The sequence below is a fragment of the Actinocatenispora sera genome, assembly GCF_018324685.1.
GTDB classification, from domain to species: Bacteria; Actinomycetota; Actinomycetes; order Mycobacteriales; family Micromonosporaceae; genus Actinocatenispora; species Actinocatenispora sera.
The window spans coordinates 194,489-211,258 of sequence record NZ_AP023354.1; the positions used below are offsets into that span (position 1 = coordinate 194,489).

Sequence of the window (16,770 nt, forward strand, 5' to 3'; positions counted from 1 at the left end):
GAGTAAATGTACGCCGTCCATAAACGATCGGAGGAGCCATGCCGTTCTCGGTAACCGGCCGGTGCGCGCCGGTGCGCCCCACGACACCGTTGCCGCGGCGCGGCATGGCCGTCTGGGCGATCGCCACCGTGGCGTTCTTCGCCGCCGTGGGCGGGCTGCCGCGGAGCTGGACCGGCGTCGCCGGCGGCCTGGGCTCGCTGCTGGTGACCGCCGTGATCCTCGGCGCGGTGACGGCCGTCGCGCGCCGGAACCTGGACCGCTGGCTCACCGCGCCGTACGTGCTGGCCGTGCTCGCGGCGGTCGTCGGCGACGTGGCGCTGTTCCGGCACGGCAGCGTGCCCGCCGTGCTGGTCGGGCTGCTGCCCGCCGCCGCCGGGCTGTGGAGCTGGTCCCGACGAGGGGGAGGAACACGATGACGGCACGCGACGCGCTGGCCGGAGCGCTGCTGGTCAACGCGGTACCGCACGCGATCATGGGCATCGCCGGCAAGCGGTGCATGACCCCGCTGCGCGGCCCCGAGTCCGGCCCGGCCGCGAACCTCGCCTGGTCCGCGCTCAACCTCGCCGGCGGGGTCACGCTGCTGGCGACCGGCTGGCGCGGCATCGACCAGCGCACCGCGGACTGCCGGCTCGGCTGGGTCACCGTCGGCACCTTCGCCATGACCGCGTTCGGCGTCGGGTACGAGCTGAGCCGCCGGCTGCGGCGGGAAACCGCCTGACGAACGGCATCGCCGGGTGCCGGGTCAGGCCGCCGGCGCCAGCGCGGCGGCCGGATCGTCGGCGTACGGCCGGATCGACCGCACCGGCTCTCCGATCCGCACGGCACCAGGAGAAACGTTGCCGCTACGGCAGGGCCACGTCACCCGTTGCGGAGCCGGCGGCGGGGCGCGCCGGGCCGCCGGGGCCGGGCGACGGAGCGGGTGGCGGCCGCCGGCAGGGCGAGACCCGCGGCGCGCAGGGCGTCCCCGAGGCCCTGCGCGGCGAGCCGGTCGGCGGCCTCGTTGCCGGGATGACCGGCGTGGCCCTTGACCCAGTGCCACTCTACCTGGTGCCGGCTCGTCGCCGCGTCCAGCGCCCGCCACAGGTCCTCGTTCTTCACCGGCTGCCGGGCGCCGGTCTGCCAGCCGTTCCGCTTCCACTTGGCCAGCCAGGCGGTGACCCCGTTCCGCACGTACGTGGAGTCGGTGTACAGGTGGACCCGGGCCGGCCGGGTCAGCGCGTTGAGCGCCTCGGTCGGCGCGGTCAGCTCCATCCGGTTGTTCGTGGTCGACTCGACCTGGCCGCCGCACAGCTGCTTCTCGTGCTCGCCGTAGCGCAGCAGCGCACCCCAGCCGCCCGGCCCCGGGTTCGGTACGCAGGCCCCGTCGGTGAAGATCTCCACCACCGCACCGCTCGCATCGTCGATCACGCACACACCCTATGAGGTACCCGGGCGCTCGAGGCGGTCCGGGCGGAAAGCCCGTGGTGGGCGGGCTGCCGGTACGGGCAGGATGGGCGGATGGACAGCAGGCCGGAACCCGCGGTCGTCACAACCACGACGGCCCGGATCCCCGCCGGGGTGCGCACCGCGGTACTCGTCGAAGGCGACAGCGACGAGGCCGCGGTGACCATCGTGGCGGCCCGGCGCCGGCGCGACCTCGCCGCCGAGGGCATCGCGGTGGTACCGATGGGCGGGGTGACCAACATCGGCCACTTCGTCCGGCTGCTCGGCCCCGGCGGGCTCGGCGTCGCCCTGGCCGGCCTGTACGACTCCGGCGAGGAGCACGTGGTCCGCCGGGCGCTGGCACGCGCCGGCCTCGGCGCCGCGCAGACCCGCGTCGAGCTCGCCCGGCTCGGCTTCTTCGCCTGCGTCGAAGACCTCGAAGCCGAGCTGATCCGCACCCTCGGCATCCCGGCGGTCGAGCAGATCATCGCGGCGGCGGGCGAGCTGCGCTCGCTGCAGACCCTCCGCCGCCAGCCGGCCCAGCGGGGCTGGACCGACATCGCGATCCTGCGCCGCTTCATCGGAAGCCGATCGCACCGCAAGCTGCGCTACGCCACCCTGCTCGCCGGCGCCCTCGACCCGGCCACGATCCCGGCGCCACTCGACGACCTGCTCACCCACCTGGCCGCGACCGGCTGAGCCGGCCGGGCGCCTCAGGCCCTGGGTGCCCGGAGCGGGGCTCGAACCCGCACGCCTTTCGGCAGCCGCTTTTAAGGCGGCCGTGTCTGCCTCTTCCACCACCCGGGCGCGTCGGAATCACCGTATCCGTCAGCGCAGCGCCACCGGACATGCGAGACCTGTGATGTTGATCAGGCTAAAGAAGCGACGGCGGTGCCGATGGCGCGGTGGAAGGTGGGGTACGCGTCGATCATCGAGCGGAGCCGGTCGATCGGCACCTCGGCGTGTACCGCCAGGGTCAGCGCGGCGAGCACCTCGCCGCCGCACGGCCCGACGGAGGTGGCGCCGACCAGCACGTTGCGGTCCCGGTCGGCGACCAGCTTGACCACGCCGGCGTTGCCCGCCTGGTGGATCCAGCCGCGGGTCTCGGCGGCCACGTCGGCGGTGCCGATCAGGGTGTCGATGCCGGCCTTGCCGGCCTGCGCCGCGGTGAGCCCGACCGCGCCGACCTCCGGGTCGGTGAACGTCACCCGCGGCACGGCGCGGTAGTCGGCGGAGAAGCCGCCCTGGCCGAGGATGTCGCGCACCGCGATGTCCGCCTGGTACATCGCCATGTGGGTGAACCCGCCGTGCTCGGTGACGTCGCCGACGGCGTACAGGTTGTCGGCGGCCCGCATCCGGTCGTCGGTCGCGATGAACCGGTCGTTCGGCAGCCCCGCCTCGACCACGCCCAGCTCCGCCAGTTCGGTGCGGCGGCCGGTCGCGACGAGCAGCCGGCCGGCGATGTGCTCCTCGCCGCCGACCCGGGCGGTGAAGCCGCGCCAGTCGTGCCCGACGTGCTCGACCGCGGTACCGGTGCGGACCGTGACGCCGTCGGCCGAGAAGGCGGACCGGACCAGTTCGGACGACTCGGGTTCCTCGCCGGGCAGCAGCCGGTCGGCCGCCTCCAGCACCGTCACCGCGACCCCGAACCGCGCGAACACCTGGGCGAACTCGCAGCCGATCGGGCCGCCGCCGAGGATCAGCAGCGACGCCGGCAGTTCCTCGGCCCGCACCGCGTCCCGGTTCGTCCAGTACGGGGTGTCGCCGAGGCCGGGGACCTGCGGCGCGGCCGGCTCGGTTCCCGCGCCGACGATCACCGCGCGGTCGGCCCGGAAGACCCGCTCGCCGGAGCCGTCGGCCGGCCGTACCGACACGGTGTCCGGCCCGGTGAGCCGGCCCTCGCCGCGGACGAACCGGACGCCCTTGCCGACCAGCCGGTCGACCGCGACCTGGTCGTTCCAGTCGTCGGTGGCCTCGTCCCGGATCCGCCGGGCGACCCGGCCCCAGTCAGGCCGCACGTCGGTGTGGCCGGCCATCTCGGTCGCCCGGCGGGCGTCGATGAGCAGGTCCGCGGCCCGGACCATCATCTTCGTCGGTATGCAGGCGAAGTACGGGCACTCGCCGCCCACCAACCGCCGCTCGATGCCCACGACCGACAGGCCGGCCTGCGCGAGGCGACCGGCCGCCTCCTCGCCGCCGACCCCCAGGCCGAGCACCACCACATCCACCCGTTCGGCATCCGTCATGATCCAAGACTGGCAGTTCCGGCGGCGCGCTGCATCGATTTCACCGGCACGCCGAACCGCGTTGTTCGTCACGTCACGACCGGGGGATCCCGCTCGACAGCCGCGCGTCTGCAGCGCGGCCCGGCGCTGGGCGGGCGTCCGCGGCGCGGGTGCGGCCGCCCGGAGCGGCGCGGAGTGGGGGATGCATTCGGGCGAACGGCCACGGGCCGGCCGGTCGTTGGGCAGGGTGGGGCGGGGGGCCTGGGGGAATCCCGCACGGGGGCAGGTCATGGTGCAGAACACGACTCGGTTCGCGCACCGGCCGGCGCTGGACGGCGTGCGCGCGTTCGCGGTGGCCGCGGTGCTGGTCTACCACGGTGGCGTCGCCGCCGTACCGGGCGGCTTCATCGGTGTCGACGCGTTCTTCGTACTGTCCGGGTTCCTGATCACGTCGCTGCTGCTCGCCGAGATCGCCGGTACCGGCCGGGTCCGGCTGGCGGCGTTCTGGGGTCGGCGGGCCCGGCGGCTGCTGCCGGCGCTGCTGCTGATGCTCGCGGTGGTGGTGCCGGCGTCTCGCTTCCTGCTCGCGCCGGGTGACCTGCCGCCGGTGCGCGGCGACGCGCTCGCCGCCCTGCTGTACGTGGCGAACTGGCGGATGATCTTCCGCGGTTCGGACTACTTCGCGCAGACCGCCACGCCGACGCCGCTGCAGCACACCTGGTCGCTGGGCATCGAGGAGCAGTTCTACCTGGTCTGGCCGCTGGTGGTGCTGGCGGTGCTGGTCGGCGTGGCCGGGTTCCGGCGCAGCGGCGGGCGGCGGCAGCGCGGCGGCGCCCCGGACGGGCAGCCGTCCGAGCGGCGCCGGTGGGTGCTGTTCGCGGGTTGCGTCGCCGGCGGCGCGGCCTCCACGGTGTTGTGCTGGTTGCTGTACGCACCAACGGATTCCAGCCGCGCCTACTACGGCACCGACACTCGTGCGGTGGCGCTGCTGACCGGCTGCGCCCTGGCCGTCCTGCTGGCACACCGGATGCCGGCGGTGACCGCCGGCCGGCACCGGCGCGGCGGCGGCCGGCGGATCGAGCATCCGCTGCTCGGCACCGCGGCCGTGCTGGCGGTGCTCGGGCTCTGCTGGGCGGCCTCGCACGCGACCGGGTCGACCGACTGGCAGTACCACGCGGGGTTCGCGGCGATCGCGGTTGCCGTCGCGGTGATCATCGCGCACGCCGTACTGTCGCCCGGCTCACCGACCGCGTGGGTGCTGTCCCGGCCGCCGATGGTCGCGCTCGGCCGCATCTCGTACGGGGTGTACCTGTGGCACTGGCCGGTGTTCGTGTTCTGCTCGGCCGGCCGGCTGGGCTTCGCCGGGATCGGGCTGTTCGCGGTGCGCTGCGCGATCACGCTGGCCGTGTCGATCGCGTCGTACGTCCTGGTGGAGCAGCCGATCCGGCGGGGCCGGCTGGTGCCCCGGGGCAGCCGGCTGGCCCCCGCCGGGGTGCTGGCCGGGATGGCGCTGGTGGCGGTCGTCGTGCTCGGCGCGACCGCGAGCCTGCCCGGTGGCGGGCCGGCCCGGGCCACCGGTGGCGGCGGCGAACCGGTGCTGGTACCCAGCAGGTCACCGGCACCGGTCGCCCCGGTGCGCCGGCCCGGCCGTACGCCGGGGGGCGAACCGCGGATCGACTTCTTCGGCGACTCGGTGTCGTGGACGCTGGGCACCTACCTGCCGCCGCATCCGGGACTGGCCGTGCACGTCCGGGCGCTGGAGGGGTGCGGCATCGCGACGCTGCCGGACATCCGGGAACTCGACAGCCCGCACACGAACTATCCCGGCTGTACCCGGTGGGCGAGCCGCTGGCGGTCCGGCGTGACCGCCGACGACCCGGACGTGTCGGTGATCCTGCTGGACCGGTGGGAGCTGATGGACCGCAGGCTGAACGGCCGCTACCAGCACGTCGGCCAGCCGGAGTACGACGCGTACCTGACGAGTCAGCTGACCACGGCGGTACGGGTGGTCGGCGCGCGCGGCGCCGCGGTGGTGCTGCTGACCGCGCCGTACACGCACCGCGCCGAGAGCCCGGACGGCAGCCTGTACGGCGAGGACCAGCCGGCCCGGGTGAACGCCTGGAACGCGCTGCTGCGCACCGTCGCCGCGGCGCGGCACGCCACCGTGCTCGACCTCAACCACGTGCTCTGCCCGGACGGGAAGTTCACCTGGTCGATCCGCGGTGTCCAGGTGCGCAGCGACGGGCTGCACCTCACCCCGCAGGGCGACCAGCAGATCGTCGCACCGTGGCTGCTGCCGCGGCTGTCCGCGATCGCCGACGGCACCGGCCGCTGACCGCTCCGGCGCCGCGGCGCCGGTCGGCCGCGCGGGTCAGGAGTCGGCGGCGGCGGTGGACTTGCCGGCGGCGGCGCGGGCGAAGCGCTGCCGCGGCTCGTGCAGTTCGCCGAGCGCCACCGTCTCGCGTTTCAGCACCAGCGACAGCGTCCAGTCCGCGATCACCCGTACCTTGCGGTTCACCGTGGGGATCCGGGTCATGTGGTAGCTGCGGTGCATGAACCAGGCCGGCCAGCCGCGCACCCGTACGCCGTACACCTGGGCCACGCCCTTGTGCAGGCCGAGGCTCGCGACGCTGCCGACGTACGCGTGCCGGTACTCCTGCGGGACGCCGCCGCGCAGCGTGGCGAGCACGTTGCGGGCCAGCGTGTGCGCCTGCCGGACCGCGTGCTGGGCGGTCGGCCCGCACAGCGCGGTCGGATCCGGGCTGGTCAGGTCGGGCACCGCGGCGGCGTCGCCGGCGCTCCACACCCCGGGCAGCGGCAGCCCGTCCGAGACCGCCTGCAGCCGGGCGTTGCACACCACCCGGCCCCGCTCGTCCAGCGGCAGGTCGGTCTCGCGCAGCATCGGGCTCGGCCGCACCCCGGCGGTCCAGACGATCGTGTCGGCGTCGAACTCCGCCCCGTCGGACAGCACCACGTGGCCGTCCACGCAGGACTGCAGCTGGCAGGACAGCCGGACGTCGAGGCCGCGCATGCCGAGCTCGCGCGCCGTGTAGTCGGCGAGGTCGAGATCGACCTCGGGCATGATCCGGTCCGCCGCCTCGACCAGCACCCAGCGCATCTGCGCCAGGGTCAGCTCCGGGTAGTACCGGGTCGCGTCCCGGGCCATGTCCTCCAGCTCGGCGATCGCCTCGACCCCGGCGTACCCGCCGCCGACGAACACGAACGTCAGCGCCCGGTCCCGGACCGCGTGGTCGGTGGTCGCGGCCGCCACGTCGAGCCGCTCCAGTACCCGGTTGCGCAGCCAGATCGCCTCGCCGATGCTCTGGAACCCGACCGCCTGCTCGGCCAGCCCCGGGATCGGCAGCGCCCGGGTGACGCCGCCCGGGCACACCACGAGCTGGTCGTACGGCAGGTCGCGCGGCGGGCCGATCAGCGGCTGGACGTGCACCATCCGGTCGGCGTGGCTGATGCCGGTGACCGTACCGCCGACGATGCGGCAGCGGCGCAGCACGCGGCGCAGCGAGATGACCGCGTGCCGCGGTTCGATGCTGCCGGCCGCCGCCTCCGCCAGGAACGACTGGTAGGTCATGTTGGAGCGCGGGTCGACGACGGTGACCTGCGCTTCCCCCGGATGGAGTTTCCTCGTGATCCGGTGGGCGAACTCCAGGCCGAGCTGCCCACCGCCGACCACCACGATGCGTTGCGCCACGCCGCGACCTCCGAGCGTCGTACCGCTGCGCGCCACGACCGCCGGGCCGCGCGCCGGTCCGGCCCCTCGCCGACCGCGGCCGGCGGCGGGCCCCACCAAGCGTATGCCCCGCTCGATCACCTCGCCCCGGAATACCCCAGCCCGCCGGCCGGGTCGATCCCGGGATGGTCTCGCGGGCAAGCGCTTGCCGCCATGATCAAGGGGACCGGGCGCCGCGGTCGGCGGGTCAGGGGCGGCGGCGGTGCAGGAGGTAGGCCACACCGACGGCGGCACCGAGCGCGGCGAGCAGCCCGATCACCGGCAGCAGGATCGAGTTGTGGCCGGTACCCGACGGCGGCAGCAGCACCGCGGCGGCCAGCGCGAACGCCACCGTCACGAGCAGCACCCCGCCGGTGCGGGCCAGCCAGCCCAGCAGTACCGACGGGGCGAGCTGGCCGCGCACCGGCAGCGTCGCGGCCAGCGCCGCGGTGCCGTGATGCAGGTAGAGCAGCGCGGCGAGCAGCAGGGTACCGAGCAGGCCGCGCTGCTCGTGGTAGACCAGCCCACCCAGCACCCACACCCCGACGACGATCAGCTCGGTGGCGGTCACCCACGGCCCGTCCGGCCGTACGGCGGCGACCAGCGCGAGCGCCACCGCGACCAGGTAGGACCAGCCGTTGGCACGCATCGGTCCGGTCATCGCGAGGATCAGCGCGAGCACGCCGAACAGCAGTACCGAGCCGCGCACCAGGGCGGGGCCGGGGGCGAGCGAGCGCACCCGGCCGGCGCCGCGCTGCACCGCCTGCTCGGCCCGGGTCACCGTCGGGGACAGCCGCAGCGCGGCGAACCGTCCCGTACCGCCACCAGATCGCCGTCCGGCCGTCATCGCAGCACCGCCCGGGGTGCCCCGGCCATCCGGGTCACGTCGCGCAGCACCTCGTCCAGGCTGCCCGCGCCGGCCCAGGCGACGACCGGTACCCCGACCTCGCGCAGCCGGCCGATCGTGTTGTCCCGGTCCAGCCGCCACAGCCGGTACGCGAGGTCGGTCCACTCGCTGGTCTGCACCGGGCGGGCGTTGTCCGGCAGGGTGTCGACCGCCAGCACGAACCGGCCGGTCCGGGCCAGCTGGGCGAGCATGGTGGAGCTGCGCTCGTCCAGCAGCGGGGTGAGGAACAGGATCAGCGCGTTGGGCGGCAGCAGCCGCGGCGACAGCAGCCGCGAGGTGGGCGCCACGCCGGACGGCCATACCCGCACGTCCAGCAGCCACTCCAGCATGGTCAGGAACTGCCGGTGGCCGGAGCTGGCCCGCAGGTAACGGGCGGACGGGCCGAACTCCAGCACCGAGACGCGGTCGCCGCGGTGCAGGTAGTGCTCGCCGATGCCGGCGGCGGCGCGCACCGTGGTGTCCAGTACCGACGCGGACGCGGGGCCGGCGGAGCGACCGGCCTCGTGCAGCACGTCGAGTACCAGCACCACCTCGGCGTCCCGCTCGGACAGCGTCGCGTTCACGTACAGCTCGCGGTTGCGCAGCGAGACCCGCCAGTCGACCCGGCGCAGCCGGTCCCCCGGCTGGTACGGCCGGACCCCGGCGAGCTCGCCGCTCTCGCCGGGGCGGCGGGACCGGTGCGTGCCGGCGATCCCGGCCGCCTTCGGCATCGCGTCGGCCGCCTCGAACGGCTGCGCCACCGGGTGCACCTTCACCGTGGTCGCCGGCAGCCGGATCGCCCGGCTGCGCAGCAACCCGTCGGCGGCGTACCCGCGCACCTCGACCGGGCCGATCCGGTGCCGGCCCCAGCGCATCGCGCGCCCCTCGATCAGCACGTCGGTACCGGACCGGCCGGGCACCGAGGCCATGTACTCGCCGGCGCCGGTGTGCATCCGCAACCACGGGCTGGCCGGGGTACGCACCGCGACCCCGCTCAGCGGGGCCGGATCCGGGTTGTCGATCGAGACCCGGCCGAGCACCGTACCGCCCTCGGCGCTGATCGTGGTGTCCACCGTCAGCTCGGCGGTCGGTACCCGGCGTGGCCGGCGGGCCAGCCCCCAACCGGCGCCGAGCACGAACGGCAGGCCGAGCACCACCAGGTCGAGCCGGCCGATGGTGACGCCGATGATCAGCAACACCAGCGCCATCCCGACGGCTCGGCGCAACGCCCGGGTCGGCACCCAGTCGTACACCGCCGAGTCCTCGCTGGGGCCGCGCAGTACCGGCTGCTCGCCGGGCTGCGGCGGCTGCGGATTGTCCTGGGTGCGCACCCAGAGGCCGACCTCGCTCAGCGCTGCCCCCTCGGTGGCTCGGTGTAGCGGTAGACCGGGTCGGTTCCGGCCGCCGAGCCGGCCGGCTCCGGCGGCCGCGCCGCGGCATCGTCCATGACCGGCGCCTGGTAGCTGGGCCGGGCGCCGCTGGCCGGCGCGGCGGTCGCCGCGACCACCTCGGCCACCACGTGCGACGGCTCGACCCGGCGCAGCCAGACCTCTGGCTTGAGCGAGATCCGGTGCGCCAGCGCGGGAGCCGCGAACGCCTTGACGTCCTCCGGGATCACGTACGAGCGGTCGGCGAGCAGCGCCCGGGCCCGCGCGCACAGCAGCAGCGCGAGCGAGCCGCGCGGCGAGGCGCCGACCATCACCTGCGGGTGCGACCGGGTCGCGGTGACCAGATCGACGATGTAGCGGCCGATCGAGTCCTCCACCGCGATCGTCTCGACGGTGGCCTGGATGGCCCGCAGCGTGGTCGCGTCGACCACCGGCGCCAGTTCGGTCTCCTCCCGGCGGCGCGACATCCGGTTGCGCAGCACGCCCCACTCGTCGTCAGCGCTGGGATAGCCGAACGAGACCCGCAGCAGGAACCGGTCCAGCTGCGCCTCCGGCAGCGGGTAGGTGCCCTCGTACTCGATCGGGTTCGCGGTCGCGAGCACGTGGAACGGCGGGTGCAGCGGGTAGGTGGTGCCCTCGACGCTGACCTGCTTCTCCTGCATGGCCTCCAGCAGCGCCGCCTGCGTCTTCGGCGGCGTCCGGTTGATCTCGTCGGCCAGCAGCAGGTTGGTGAAGATCGGCCCGGGCCGGAACTCGAAGTCGCCGGTCGACTGGTCGTACAGGAACGAGCCGGTGACGTCGGCCGGCAGCAGGTCGGGGGTGAACTGCAACCGGCGGAACGACAGGCCGAGCGCCTGGCCGAACGACCGGGCCGCGAGCGTCTTCCCCAGCCCCGGGAAGTCCTCCAGCAGCACGTGGCCGCCGGCGAGGATGCCGGCCAGCACCAGCGCCAGCGGTTCGGCCTTGCCGACCACGACCGTACCGACCGCGTCGAGTACCTGCCGGGCCAGCGCACCGGCCTCGGGCACCGGCAGCGGCGCCGGCTCGGCCTCGGGTTGGGTGTTGACCGGTCCGCTCACCGGTTGCCTCCGTCCTGGGCGAACAGTCGCTCCATCGTTCGTACCGATTCGGTCAGCTGCGCCCGGCTCGGCGCCCGCTCGGTCGGCTCGGTCAGCAGTGTCCACAGTGGATCACCCAGCAGCGCGCGGACCCGCCCGGCACCACCGGGTCCGGTGCCGGCCAGGTCGGTACCGTGGTCGATCCGGAGCCGCTCGTCGACCAGTGCGGCGAGCCGTTCGCGCACCGTACGGTCGAAGCTGACGGCGTCGTCGTGAGTCCAGGCGAGCCGGTCCTCCCAGCGGCGGATCGCGGTGAACGGCCGGTCGGACATCTCCGTGGTCGGCGCCGACGGCGCCGGCGGGAACGGCTCCGGCGGCCCGTGCACCGCCACCGCGACCCGGTAGCCGAACGCCACGGCGAGCACCAGCGCGTCGGTCATCCCGTACGGCAGCCGGATCTGCACCACCTGCAGCATCCGCCACAGCACGTCGCCGGCGGCCAGCGCGACCAGCACCATGCCGATCACCCAGCCGGGCGTGATCTTCAACGGCTGGTACGGCTTGCGCATCGGATCCCGCTTGCCCGGTGCCATGACGTGCCCGTACGAGAAGCTCACCGCCGTCCCTCCCTCGTCGAGACGCCGGCGTCACACCCGCGATCCGCCCGCCCCCGCCCGCTCACCGGGTGCCCCCGGCGGGGGTGGCGTCGCGGACCGACAGCTCGGCGGCGAGGCGCTCGAGGGCACCGCGGGCGGCCGCCCGGTCCGCCTCGGTGACCGGGGCCGGCGCGTACCGGGCGGCCCGGTACCGCTCGGCGAGCGCGGTCAGCGCCCGCTCGGCCGGCCCGGTCAGCGCCTGGAACGGTTGCTCGCCGGACGGATCCCGGGCCACGCCGAGCATCCGGCCGACCAGATCACCCGGGGCGTCGGAGACCGAGCGCGGCACGCCGCCGCGCGACGCCAGCTCCTCCAACGTCAGCCAGCAGGCGATCACCGCGGCTCGCGGATCGTCGCCCTCGATCAGCGCCGCCCGGCTGGCCGCCATCGCCGCCCGCACCTCGTCCGCGGTCGGCGCGGCCGGCTCGTCCGGCTCCGGTTCCGGCTCCGGATGCCGGCGGCGCCGCAGCACCAGGCCGTCTCGCAGCGCGAGCATCAGGTACAGCATGATCGCGCCGTACGCGAGGGCGCACAGCGCGGCGATCACCACGACCAGCACGGTGGTACCGGTACTCGAACCGTGCGGCTGCGGCGGCGGGACGACGGTCCGGGTCGGCTGCGCCGGTGGGGTGCCGCTGACCGCCACGGTCGGGCTGATGGCGAGCGGCGGCACGTGGGTGACCCGCGGTCCGCGCGCGTTCGCGCCCAGCGCGGCGACCACCACCAGCAGCAGGATCAGCAGCACCGGCAGGTATCGCAGTCCTCGACGCAACCTGGCACCCCCGTCGCCGTTCGGCCGGCTCGTGCCGCAGGCCGCGACCCGGGCCGGGATCGGCCCAGCGGGCCCGATCCGGCGTCAGATGCCGGCCAGCGTGCGGGCGCGGCCCAACACGTCGTCCAGCATGCCCGTCGTCAGCCGTCCCGTGAAGGTGTTCTGCTGGCTGACGTGGTAACAGCCCAGCAACATTATTTCGGTGCCGACATACTCGGCGCCGTGACCGAACCGCGGGCGCGGCCGCGGCACCGGCTCACCCAGCGACGCTGCCGAGGCCCAGTACGCATTCCAGGCGAACTGCCCCAGCGCCACCACCACCCGAACCGTGCCCCGCAGCAACTCCAGCTCGCGGTTCAGCCACGCGCGGCAGGTGTCGCGCTCGGCGGTGGTCGGCTTGTTCTCCGGCGGGGCGCAGCGCACCGGCGCGCAGATCCGGGTGTGGTGCAGTACCAGCCCGTCGTCGGCGGACACGCTGCGCGGCGCGCTGGCCAGCCCGGCCCGGTGCAGCGCCGCGTACAGCACGTCGCCGGACCGGTCGCCGGTGAACATCCGGCCGGTACGGTTCGCTCCGTTCGCCGCCGGTGCCAGGCCGATCAGCACGATCCGGGCGTCGGTGGCGCCGAAGCTCGGCACCGGGCGGCCCCAGTACGTCTGGTCGGCGAACGATGCGCGCTTGCGCTCCGCCACCTCCTCGCGCCAGGCGACCAGCCGGCTGCACGCCCGGCACACCGAACTACGCGCGGCCAGCGCGGTCAGATCCGCCGAACCCTCGGCCAGCTCCGCCACCGCGGCCCGATCCGCCGCCACCGGGGTACCCGCGTCCGCCACGTCACCGGGGAACCCCGATCCCGGCAGCACGTGGCACCCGAACTCCGTCCGCCGCACCGCAACCATGGGCTCATCCTCCCCGCCCCGCGGTCGCGTCGCCCGAGCGGCCTCCGCATCGCCAGCGGGTGGCAGCCGGCCGTCAGGCGTCGGGGGGCTTCATCGTGACAAGTCCGGCCGGTTCCGCCGGCACCCTCCGGCCGCGGCGCCCGATGCGCCGGACCCGGCGACCGATGTACCCCGGCACGCCGGCGCCGGACCGCGGCCGGCGAGAGCTCAGACCGACAGCGCGATGCCGTCGAGGATGTCGTGTTCGGACGCCACCAGGCCGTCGAACCCGGCCCGCTCCAGGACGGTACCCAGGATCAACGCGCCGGCACCGATCACATCGGCGCGGCCCGGGTGCATCACCGGGATCGCGCGCCGCTGCGCGCGGGTCTGCGCCAGCAGCTCGGTACCGATCCGGGCCACCTGCGCGCGATCCATCCGGGAGTGGTGGATCCGGGTCGAGTCGTACTCCGGCAGGCCCAGCGCGATCCCGGCGATCGTGGTGACCGTACCGGCGAGGCCGATCAGGGTGCGGGCCCGGTGCGCGGACACCGCGGCGAGCGCGCCGTCCACGACCTCGGTGACGTGCTCCCGGGCGGCCGCGATCTCGGCCTCGGCCGGCGGGTCGGAGTGCAGGTAGCGCTCGGTCATCCGGACGCAGCCGATGTCGACGCTGACCGCCGCCTCGGCGCTGCCGGCGCCGACGACGAACTCGGTCGAGCCGCCGCCGATGTCCACCACCAGGTACGGGGCGGCCAGGTCCGCCGGCAGCCCGCCGACGGCGCCGGCGAACGACAGCGCCGCCTCCTCGTCCCCGGTGATCACCTCGGGCGGCGCGCCGAGCACGTCGAGCACCATGTCGCGGAACTCCGCGGCGTTACCGGCATCCCGGCTGGCGGAGGTCGCCACCATCCGCACCCGGCCCGCGCCGAGCGCGCGGATCCGCTGCGCGTACCCGGTCAGCGCCTTGCGGGTCCGTTCGATCGCTTGCGGCGCAAGCATTCCGGTCCGGTCGACGCCCTCGCCGAGCCGGACGATCTCCATCGTCCGGACCAGATCGGTGAGCCGGTCGCCGTCCCGGTCTGCGACCAGCAGCCGGATCGAGTTGGTACCGCAGTCGATCGCCGCGACCCGCTCACTCATCGTCGCCCCCGTGCTCCGTCTCGTCGACGGTCACGCACGGGCCGTCGCTCCACCAGGGCGCCATCGTCGCCAACGCCTCGTCGCCGAACGGGTTGACGCCGGGCCCGGCGGCGAGCGCGTGCGCGACGTGTACGTGCAGGCACTTGACCCGGGTCGGCATGCCGCCGGCGGACACCCCGGCGATCTCCGGCACCTCGGCCAGCTCGGCCCGGCGCCGCAGGTAGTCCTGGTGCGCGGCCCGGTACCGGGCCGCCAGATCCGGGTCGTCGGCCAGCTGCTCGGTCATCTCCCGCATCGTGCCGGCCGACTCCAGCCGGCTCACCTCGGCCGCGGCCCGCGGACAGGTGAGGTAGAACAGCGTCGGGAACGGGGTGCCGTCCGGCAGCCGCGGGCTGGTCTCGACCACGTCCGGGTGCCCGCACGGGCACCGGTGCGCGACCGCCTCGGCGCCCCGCAGCGGCCGGCCGAGCTGCGCGGACATCGCCGCCGTCGCGGCCGGCGTGACCGGCTCGCGCACCGGCGGGCCGGCCGACTCGGCGGCGCTCACCGGTCCGCCCCCTGCACGCTGGACCACACCTTGCCGTACCAGGGGCCGTCGGAGCGGACCCGGCGATCGCTCGAGCCGCTGCCGCCGGGCTTCTTCGGGTCGCCATACACGGCGTACACCTTGTCGCCGGGGCGCACCATCCTCAGCCGGCGCCGCGCCTGCGCCTCCACGTACTGCGGGTCGTCCCACTTGTCGCGCTGACTGCGCAGCTTCGCGATGCGTTCCTTCTGCTGCGCCTGCGCGTCGGTCAGCTCGGCGATCTGCGCCCGCTGGCCCAGGTAGGTCCGCACCGGGTAGGCGTAGGCCAGGATCAGCGCCACGAACACCAGCGCCAGCACCACCGCCCGCCCGGTGAACCGGCCACCCGGCCGGGGCGCCCGGGTCCGGGTGGCGCCGGCACGGCGGCCGGCCGGCCGGGCGGCCGAGTCACGGCCACGCCGTGGTGCCGCGGCGCGACCGGCTGAGGATCGGCCCGGCCGCCGACCTGGGCCGTTGCCGGTACCGGACCGGCCGCGCTGCGCCATCACTGCCTCCCGTTACGGCTTGGTGCCCGATCGCGTCTTCAGCGGGCGAAGCGCGGGAACGCGTCGGCGCCGGCGTAGCGCGCCGCGTCGTCCAGCTCCTCCTCGATCCGCATCAGCTGGTTGTACTTGGCGACCCGCTCGGACCGTGCCGGCGCACCGGACTTGATCTGGCCGCAGCCCATCGCGACCACCAGGTCGGCGATCGTGGTGTCCTCGGTCTCGCCGGACCGGTGGCTCATCATCGTCCGGTAGCCGTTGTTGTGCGCCAGCGTCACCGCGTCGAACGTCTCCGACAGCGACCCGATCTGGTTCACCTTGATCAGTACCGCGTTGGCGGCGCCCGCGTTGATGCCGCGCGCGATCCGCTCCGGGTTGGTCACGAACAGGTCGTCCCCGACGAGCTGCACCCGAGCGCCGACCGTCGAGGTCAGGTGCTCCCAGCCGGCCCAGTCGTCCTCGGCCAGCGGGTCCTCCAGCGACACGATCGGGTACCCGTCGAGCAGCTCGCCGTAGTACTCCGACATCTGCTCGGCGGTCTTCGCCTCGCCCTCGAACTGGTAGGCGCCGTCCCGGTAGAACTCGGTCGCCGCCGCGTCGATCGCGAAGGCGATGTCCCGGCCCGGGGTGAAGCCGGCCTTCTCGATCGCCTCGGTGATCAGGTCGAGTGCATCCCGGTTCGACGGCAGGTCCGGCGCGAAGCCGCCCTCGTCGCCCAGCCCGGTGGACAGCGACCGGGACTTCAGCACGCTCTTGAGCGCCTGGTACGTCTCCGAACCCCAGCGCACCGCCTCGCGGAAGCTCGCCGCACCGATCGGCGCGATCATGAACTCCTGGATGTCCACGTTCGAGTCGGCGTGCGCGCCGCCGTTGAGGATGTTCATCATCGGCACCGGCAGCAGGTGCGCGTTCGGCCCGCCCAGGTAGCGGAACAGCGGCAGCCCGACCGAGTCGGCGGCGGCCCGGGCCACCGCGAGCGACACGCCGAGGATCGCGTTCGCGCCCAGCTTGCTCTTGTTCGGGGTGCCGTCCAGGTCGAGCATCACCTGGTCGATCAGCCGCTGCTCGGACACCTCGTTGCCGAGCAACTCGCGCGCGATCACCTCGGTCACGTTCGACACCGCGTGCTCGACGCCCTTGCCGCCGAACCGGGACTTGTCCCCGTCCCGCAGTTCCACCGCCTCGAACTGGCCGGTCGACGCGCCGGACGGCACCGCCGCGCGGGCCACCACCCCGTCGTCCAGACCGACCTCGACCTCGACCGTCGGGTTGCCCCGCGAGTCGAGGATCTCGCGCGCGACGATGCCCTCGATGGTTGCCACGTAGCCTCGCTCTCCTTGTGTCACCAGCCCGGGCCGCGCTGCACGTCGACCGGGCCTGAACGCCAGCCGCCACGCTGCGGTCGGTCCGCGTCACCGCCCCGTACCACCGGCGGTTCTCCCCGCGAGCGTAGCCAGCGCCGCCGAGCCGGCCGGAACCGGCTCGCCGACGGTCCACGGCGTGTACCGCAAGGGACGAATCGCGCCGACCGGCCGGTCGGATTTGCGCC

16 protein-coding genes, 1 tRNA gene and 1 pseudogene are annotated in these 16,770 nt (G+C 74.6%); 4 read left to right on the forward strand and 14 right to left on the reverse strand.

The window, feature by feature from the left end:
* Window positions 1-38 precede the first annotated feature (38 nt).
* A complete protein-coding gene (locus Asera_RS00850; RefSeq protein WP_169745803.1) occupies window positions 39-416 on the forward strand; it encodes a hypothetical protein in 378 nt (125 codons plus the stop codon).
* Window positions 413-718 carry a hypothetical protein gene (locus Asera_RS00855; protein WP_051801847.1) on the forward strand — a complete coding sequence of 102 codons (306 nt, stop codon included), beginning with the start codon at window positions 413-415 and terminating at the stop codon, window positions 716-718. Before Asera_RS00850 ends, Asera_RS00855 begins: the two co-directional genes overlap by 4 nt.
* A 140-nt stretch (window positions 719-858) precedes the next feature.
* Here Asera_RS00855 and rnhA read toward each other — a convergent pair whose 3' ends face one another.
* Entirely contained in the window at window positions 859-1,407 is a 549-nt protein-coding gene (rnhA, locus tag Asera_RS00860) for a ribonuclease HI (protein WP_030444878.1), read from the reverse strand.
* A gap of 90 nt (window positions 1,408-1,497) precedes the next feature.
* Here rnhA and Asera_RS00865 point away from each other — a divergent pair, with 90 nt between their 5' ends.
* A complete protein-coding gene (locus Asera_RS00865; protein WP_244843678.1) occupies window positions 1,498-2,121 on the forward strand; it encodes a TOPRIM nucleotidyl transferase/hydrolase domain-containing protein in 624 nt (207 codons plus the stop codon).
* Between the two features lie 26 nt (window positions 2,122-2,147).
* Here Asera_RS00865 and Asera_RS00870 read toward each other — a convergent pair.
* Both Asera_RS00870 and Asera_RS00875 read right to left on the reverse strand, forming a co-directional pair.
* Window positions 2,148-2,229, reverse strand: a tRNA-Leu gene (locus Asera_RS00870).
* Between the two features lie 62 nt (window positions 2,230-2,291).
* Window positions 2,292-3,668 carry a dihydrolipoyl dehydrogenase family protein gene (locus tag Asera_RS00875; RefSeq protein WP_030444876.1) on the reverse strand — a complete coding sequence of 459 codons (1,377 nt, stop codon included), beginning with the start codon at window positions 3,666-3,668 and terminating at the stop codon, window positions 2,292-2,294.
* A 268-nt stretch (window positions 3,669-3,936) separates the two neighbouring features.
* Between Asera_RS00875 and Asera_RS00880 the strand changes: the two genes are divergently transcribed.
* The gene (locus Asera_RS00880) at window positions 3,937-5,982 is read left to right on the forward strand and encodes an acyltransferase family protein (protein ID WP_084130983.1); all 2,046 of its coding nucleotides are present in this window, start codon (window positions 3,937-3,939) and stop codon (window positions 5,980-5,982) included.
* 36 nt (window positions 5,983-6,018) lie between these two features.
* On the opposite strand, the gene Asera_RS00885 is transcribed toward Asera_RS00880, so the two are convergent.
* The 11 genes and pseudogenes from Asera_RS00885 to eno all read right to left on the reverse strand — a co-directional run bounded on the left by Asera_RS00885 (window position 6,019) and on the right by eno (window position 16,543).
* Entirely contained in the window at window positions 6,019-7,356 is a 1,338-nt protein-coding gene (locus Asera_RS00885; protein WP_030444874.1) for an NAD(P)/FAD-dependent oxidoreductase, read from the reverse strand.
* Window positions 7,357-7,582: 226 nt separating this feature from the next.
* Window positions 7,583-8,221: a hypothetical protein gene (locus tag Asera_RS00890; protein ID WP_051801845.1), complete on the reverse strand. Its 639-nt coding sequence runs from the start codon at window positions 8,219-8,221 to the stop codon at window positions 7,583-7,585.
* Entirely contained in the window at window positions 8,218-9,591 is a 1,374-nt protein-coding gene (locus Asera_RS00895; protein ID WP_425305932.1) for a DUF58 domain-containing protein, read from the reverse strand. Before Asera_RS00895 ends, Asera_RS00890 begins: the two co-directional genes overlap by 4 nt.
* A gap of 128 nt (window positions 9,592-9,719) precedes the next feature.
* Window positions 9,720-10,682 (reverse strand): annotated as a pseudogene (locus Asera_RS00900) (AAA family ATPase); the annotation flags it as partial.
* Between the two features lie 41 nt (window positions 10,683-10,723).
* On the reverse strand, window positions 10,724-11,323 hold the full coding sequence (locus Asera_RS00905) for a hypothetical protein (protein ID WP_030444870.1): 600 nt from the start codon (window positions 11,321-11,323) through the stop codon (window positions 10,724-10,726).
* A gap of 61 nt (window positions 11,324-11,384) precedes the next feature.
* Window positions 11,385-12,134: a DUF4129 domain-containing protein gene (locus Asera_RS00910; RefSeq protein ID WP_157034654.1), complete on the reverse strand. Its 750-nt coding sequence runs from the start codon at window positions 12,132-12,134 to the stop codon at window positions 11,385-11,387.
* 84 nt (window positions 12,135-12,218) lie between these two features.
* Window positions 12,219-13,031 carry a uracil-DNA glycosylase gene (locus Asera_RS00915; protein ID WP_030444868.1) on the reverse strand — a complete coding sequence of 271 codons (813 nt, stop codon included), beginning with the start codon at window positions 13,029-13,031 and terminating at the stop codon, window positions 12,219-12,221.
* A 207-nt stretch (window positions 13,032-13,238) separates the two neighbouring features.
* Window positions 13,239-14,153, reverse strand: a complete 915-nt coding sequence (locus Asera_RS00920; protein WP_030444867.1) for a Ppx/GppA phosphatase family protein — start codon at window positions 14,151-14,153, stop codon at window positions 13,239-13,241.
* On the reverse strand, window positions 14,146-14,634 hold the full coding sequence (locus Asera_RS00925) for a DUF501 domain-containing protein (RefSeq protein ID WP_084131029.1): 489 nt from the start codon (window positions 14,632-14,634) through the stop codon (window positions 14,146-14,148). Before Asera_RS00925 ends, Asera_RS00920 begins: the two co-directional genes overlap by 8 nt.
* Before the next feature lie 62 nt (window positions 14,635-14,696).
* Window positions 14,697-15,224 (reverse strand): septum formation initiator family protein, encoded by a 528-nt coding sequence (locus Asera_RS00930; protein WP_084130981.1) that lies wholly within the window; start codon window positions 15,222-15,224, stop codon window positions 14,697-14,699.
* A gap of 38 nt (window positions 15,225-15,262) precedes the next feature.
* Window positions 15,263-16,543, reverse strand: a complete 1,281-nt coding sequence (gene eno / locus Asera_RS00935) for a phosphopyruvate hydratase (protein ID WP_030444864.1) — start codon at window positions 16,541-16,543, stop codon at window positions 15,263-15,265.
* Window positions 16,544-16,770 lie beyond the last annotated feature (227 nt).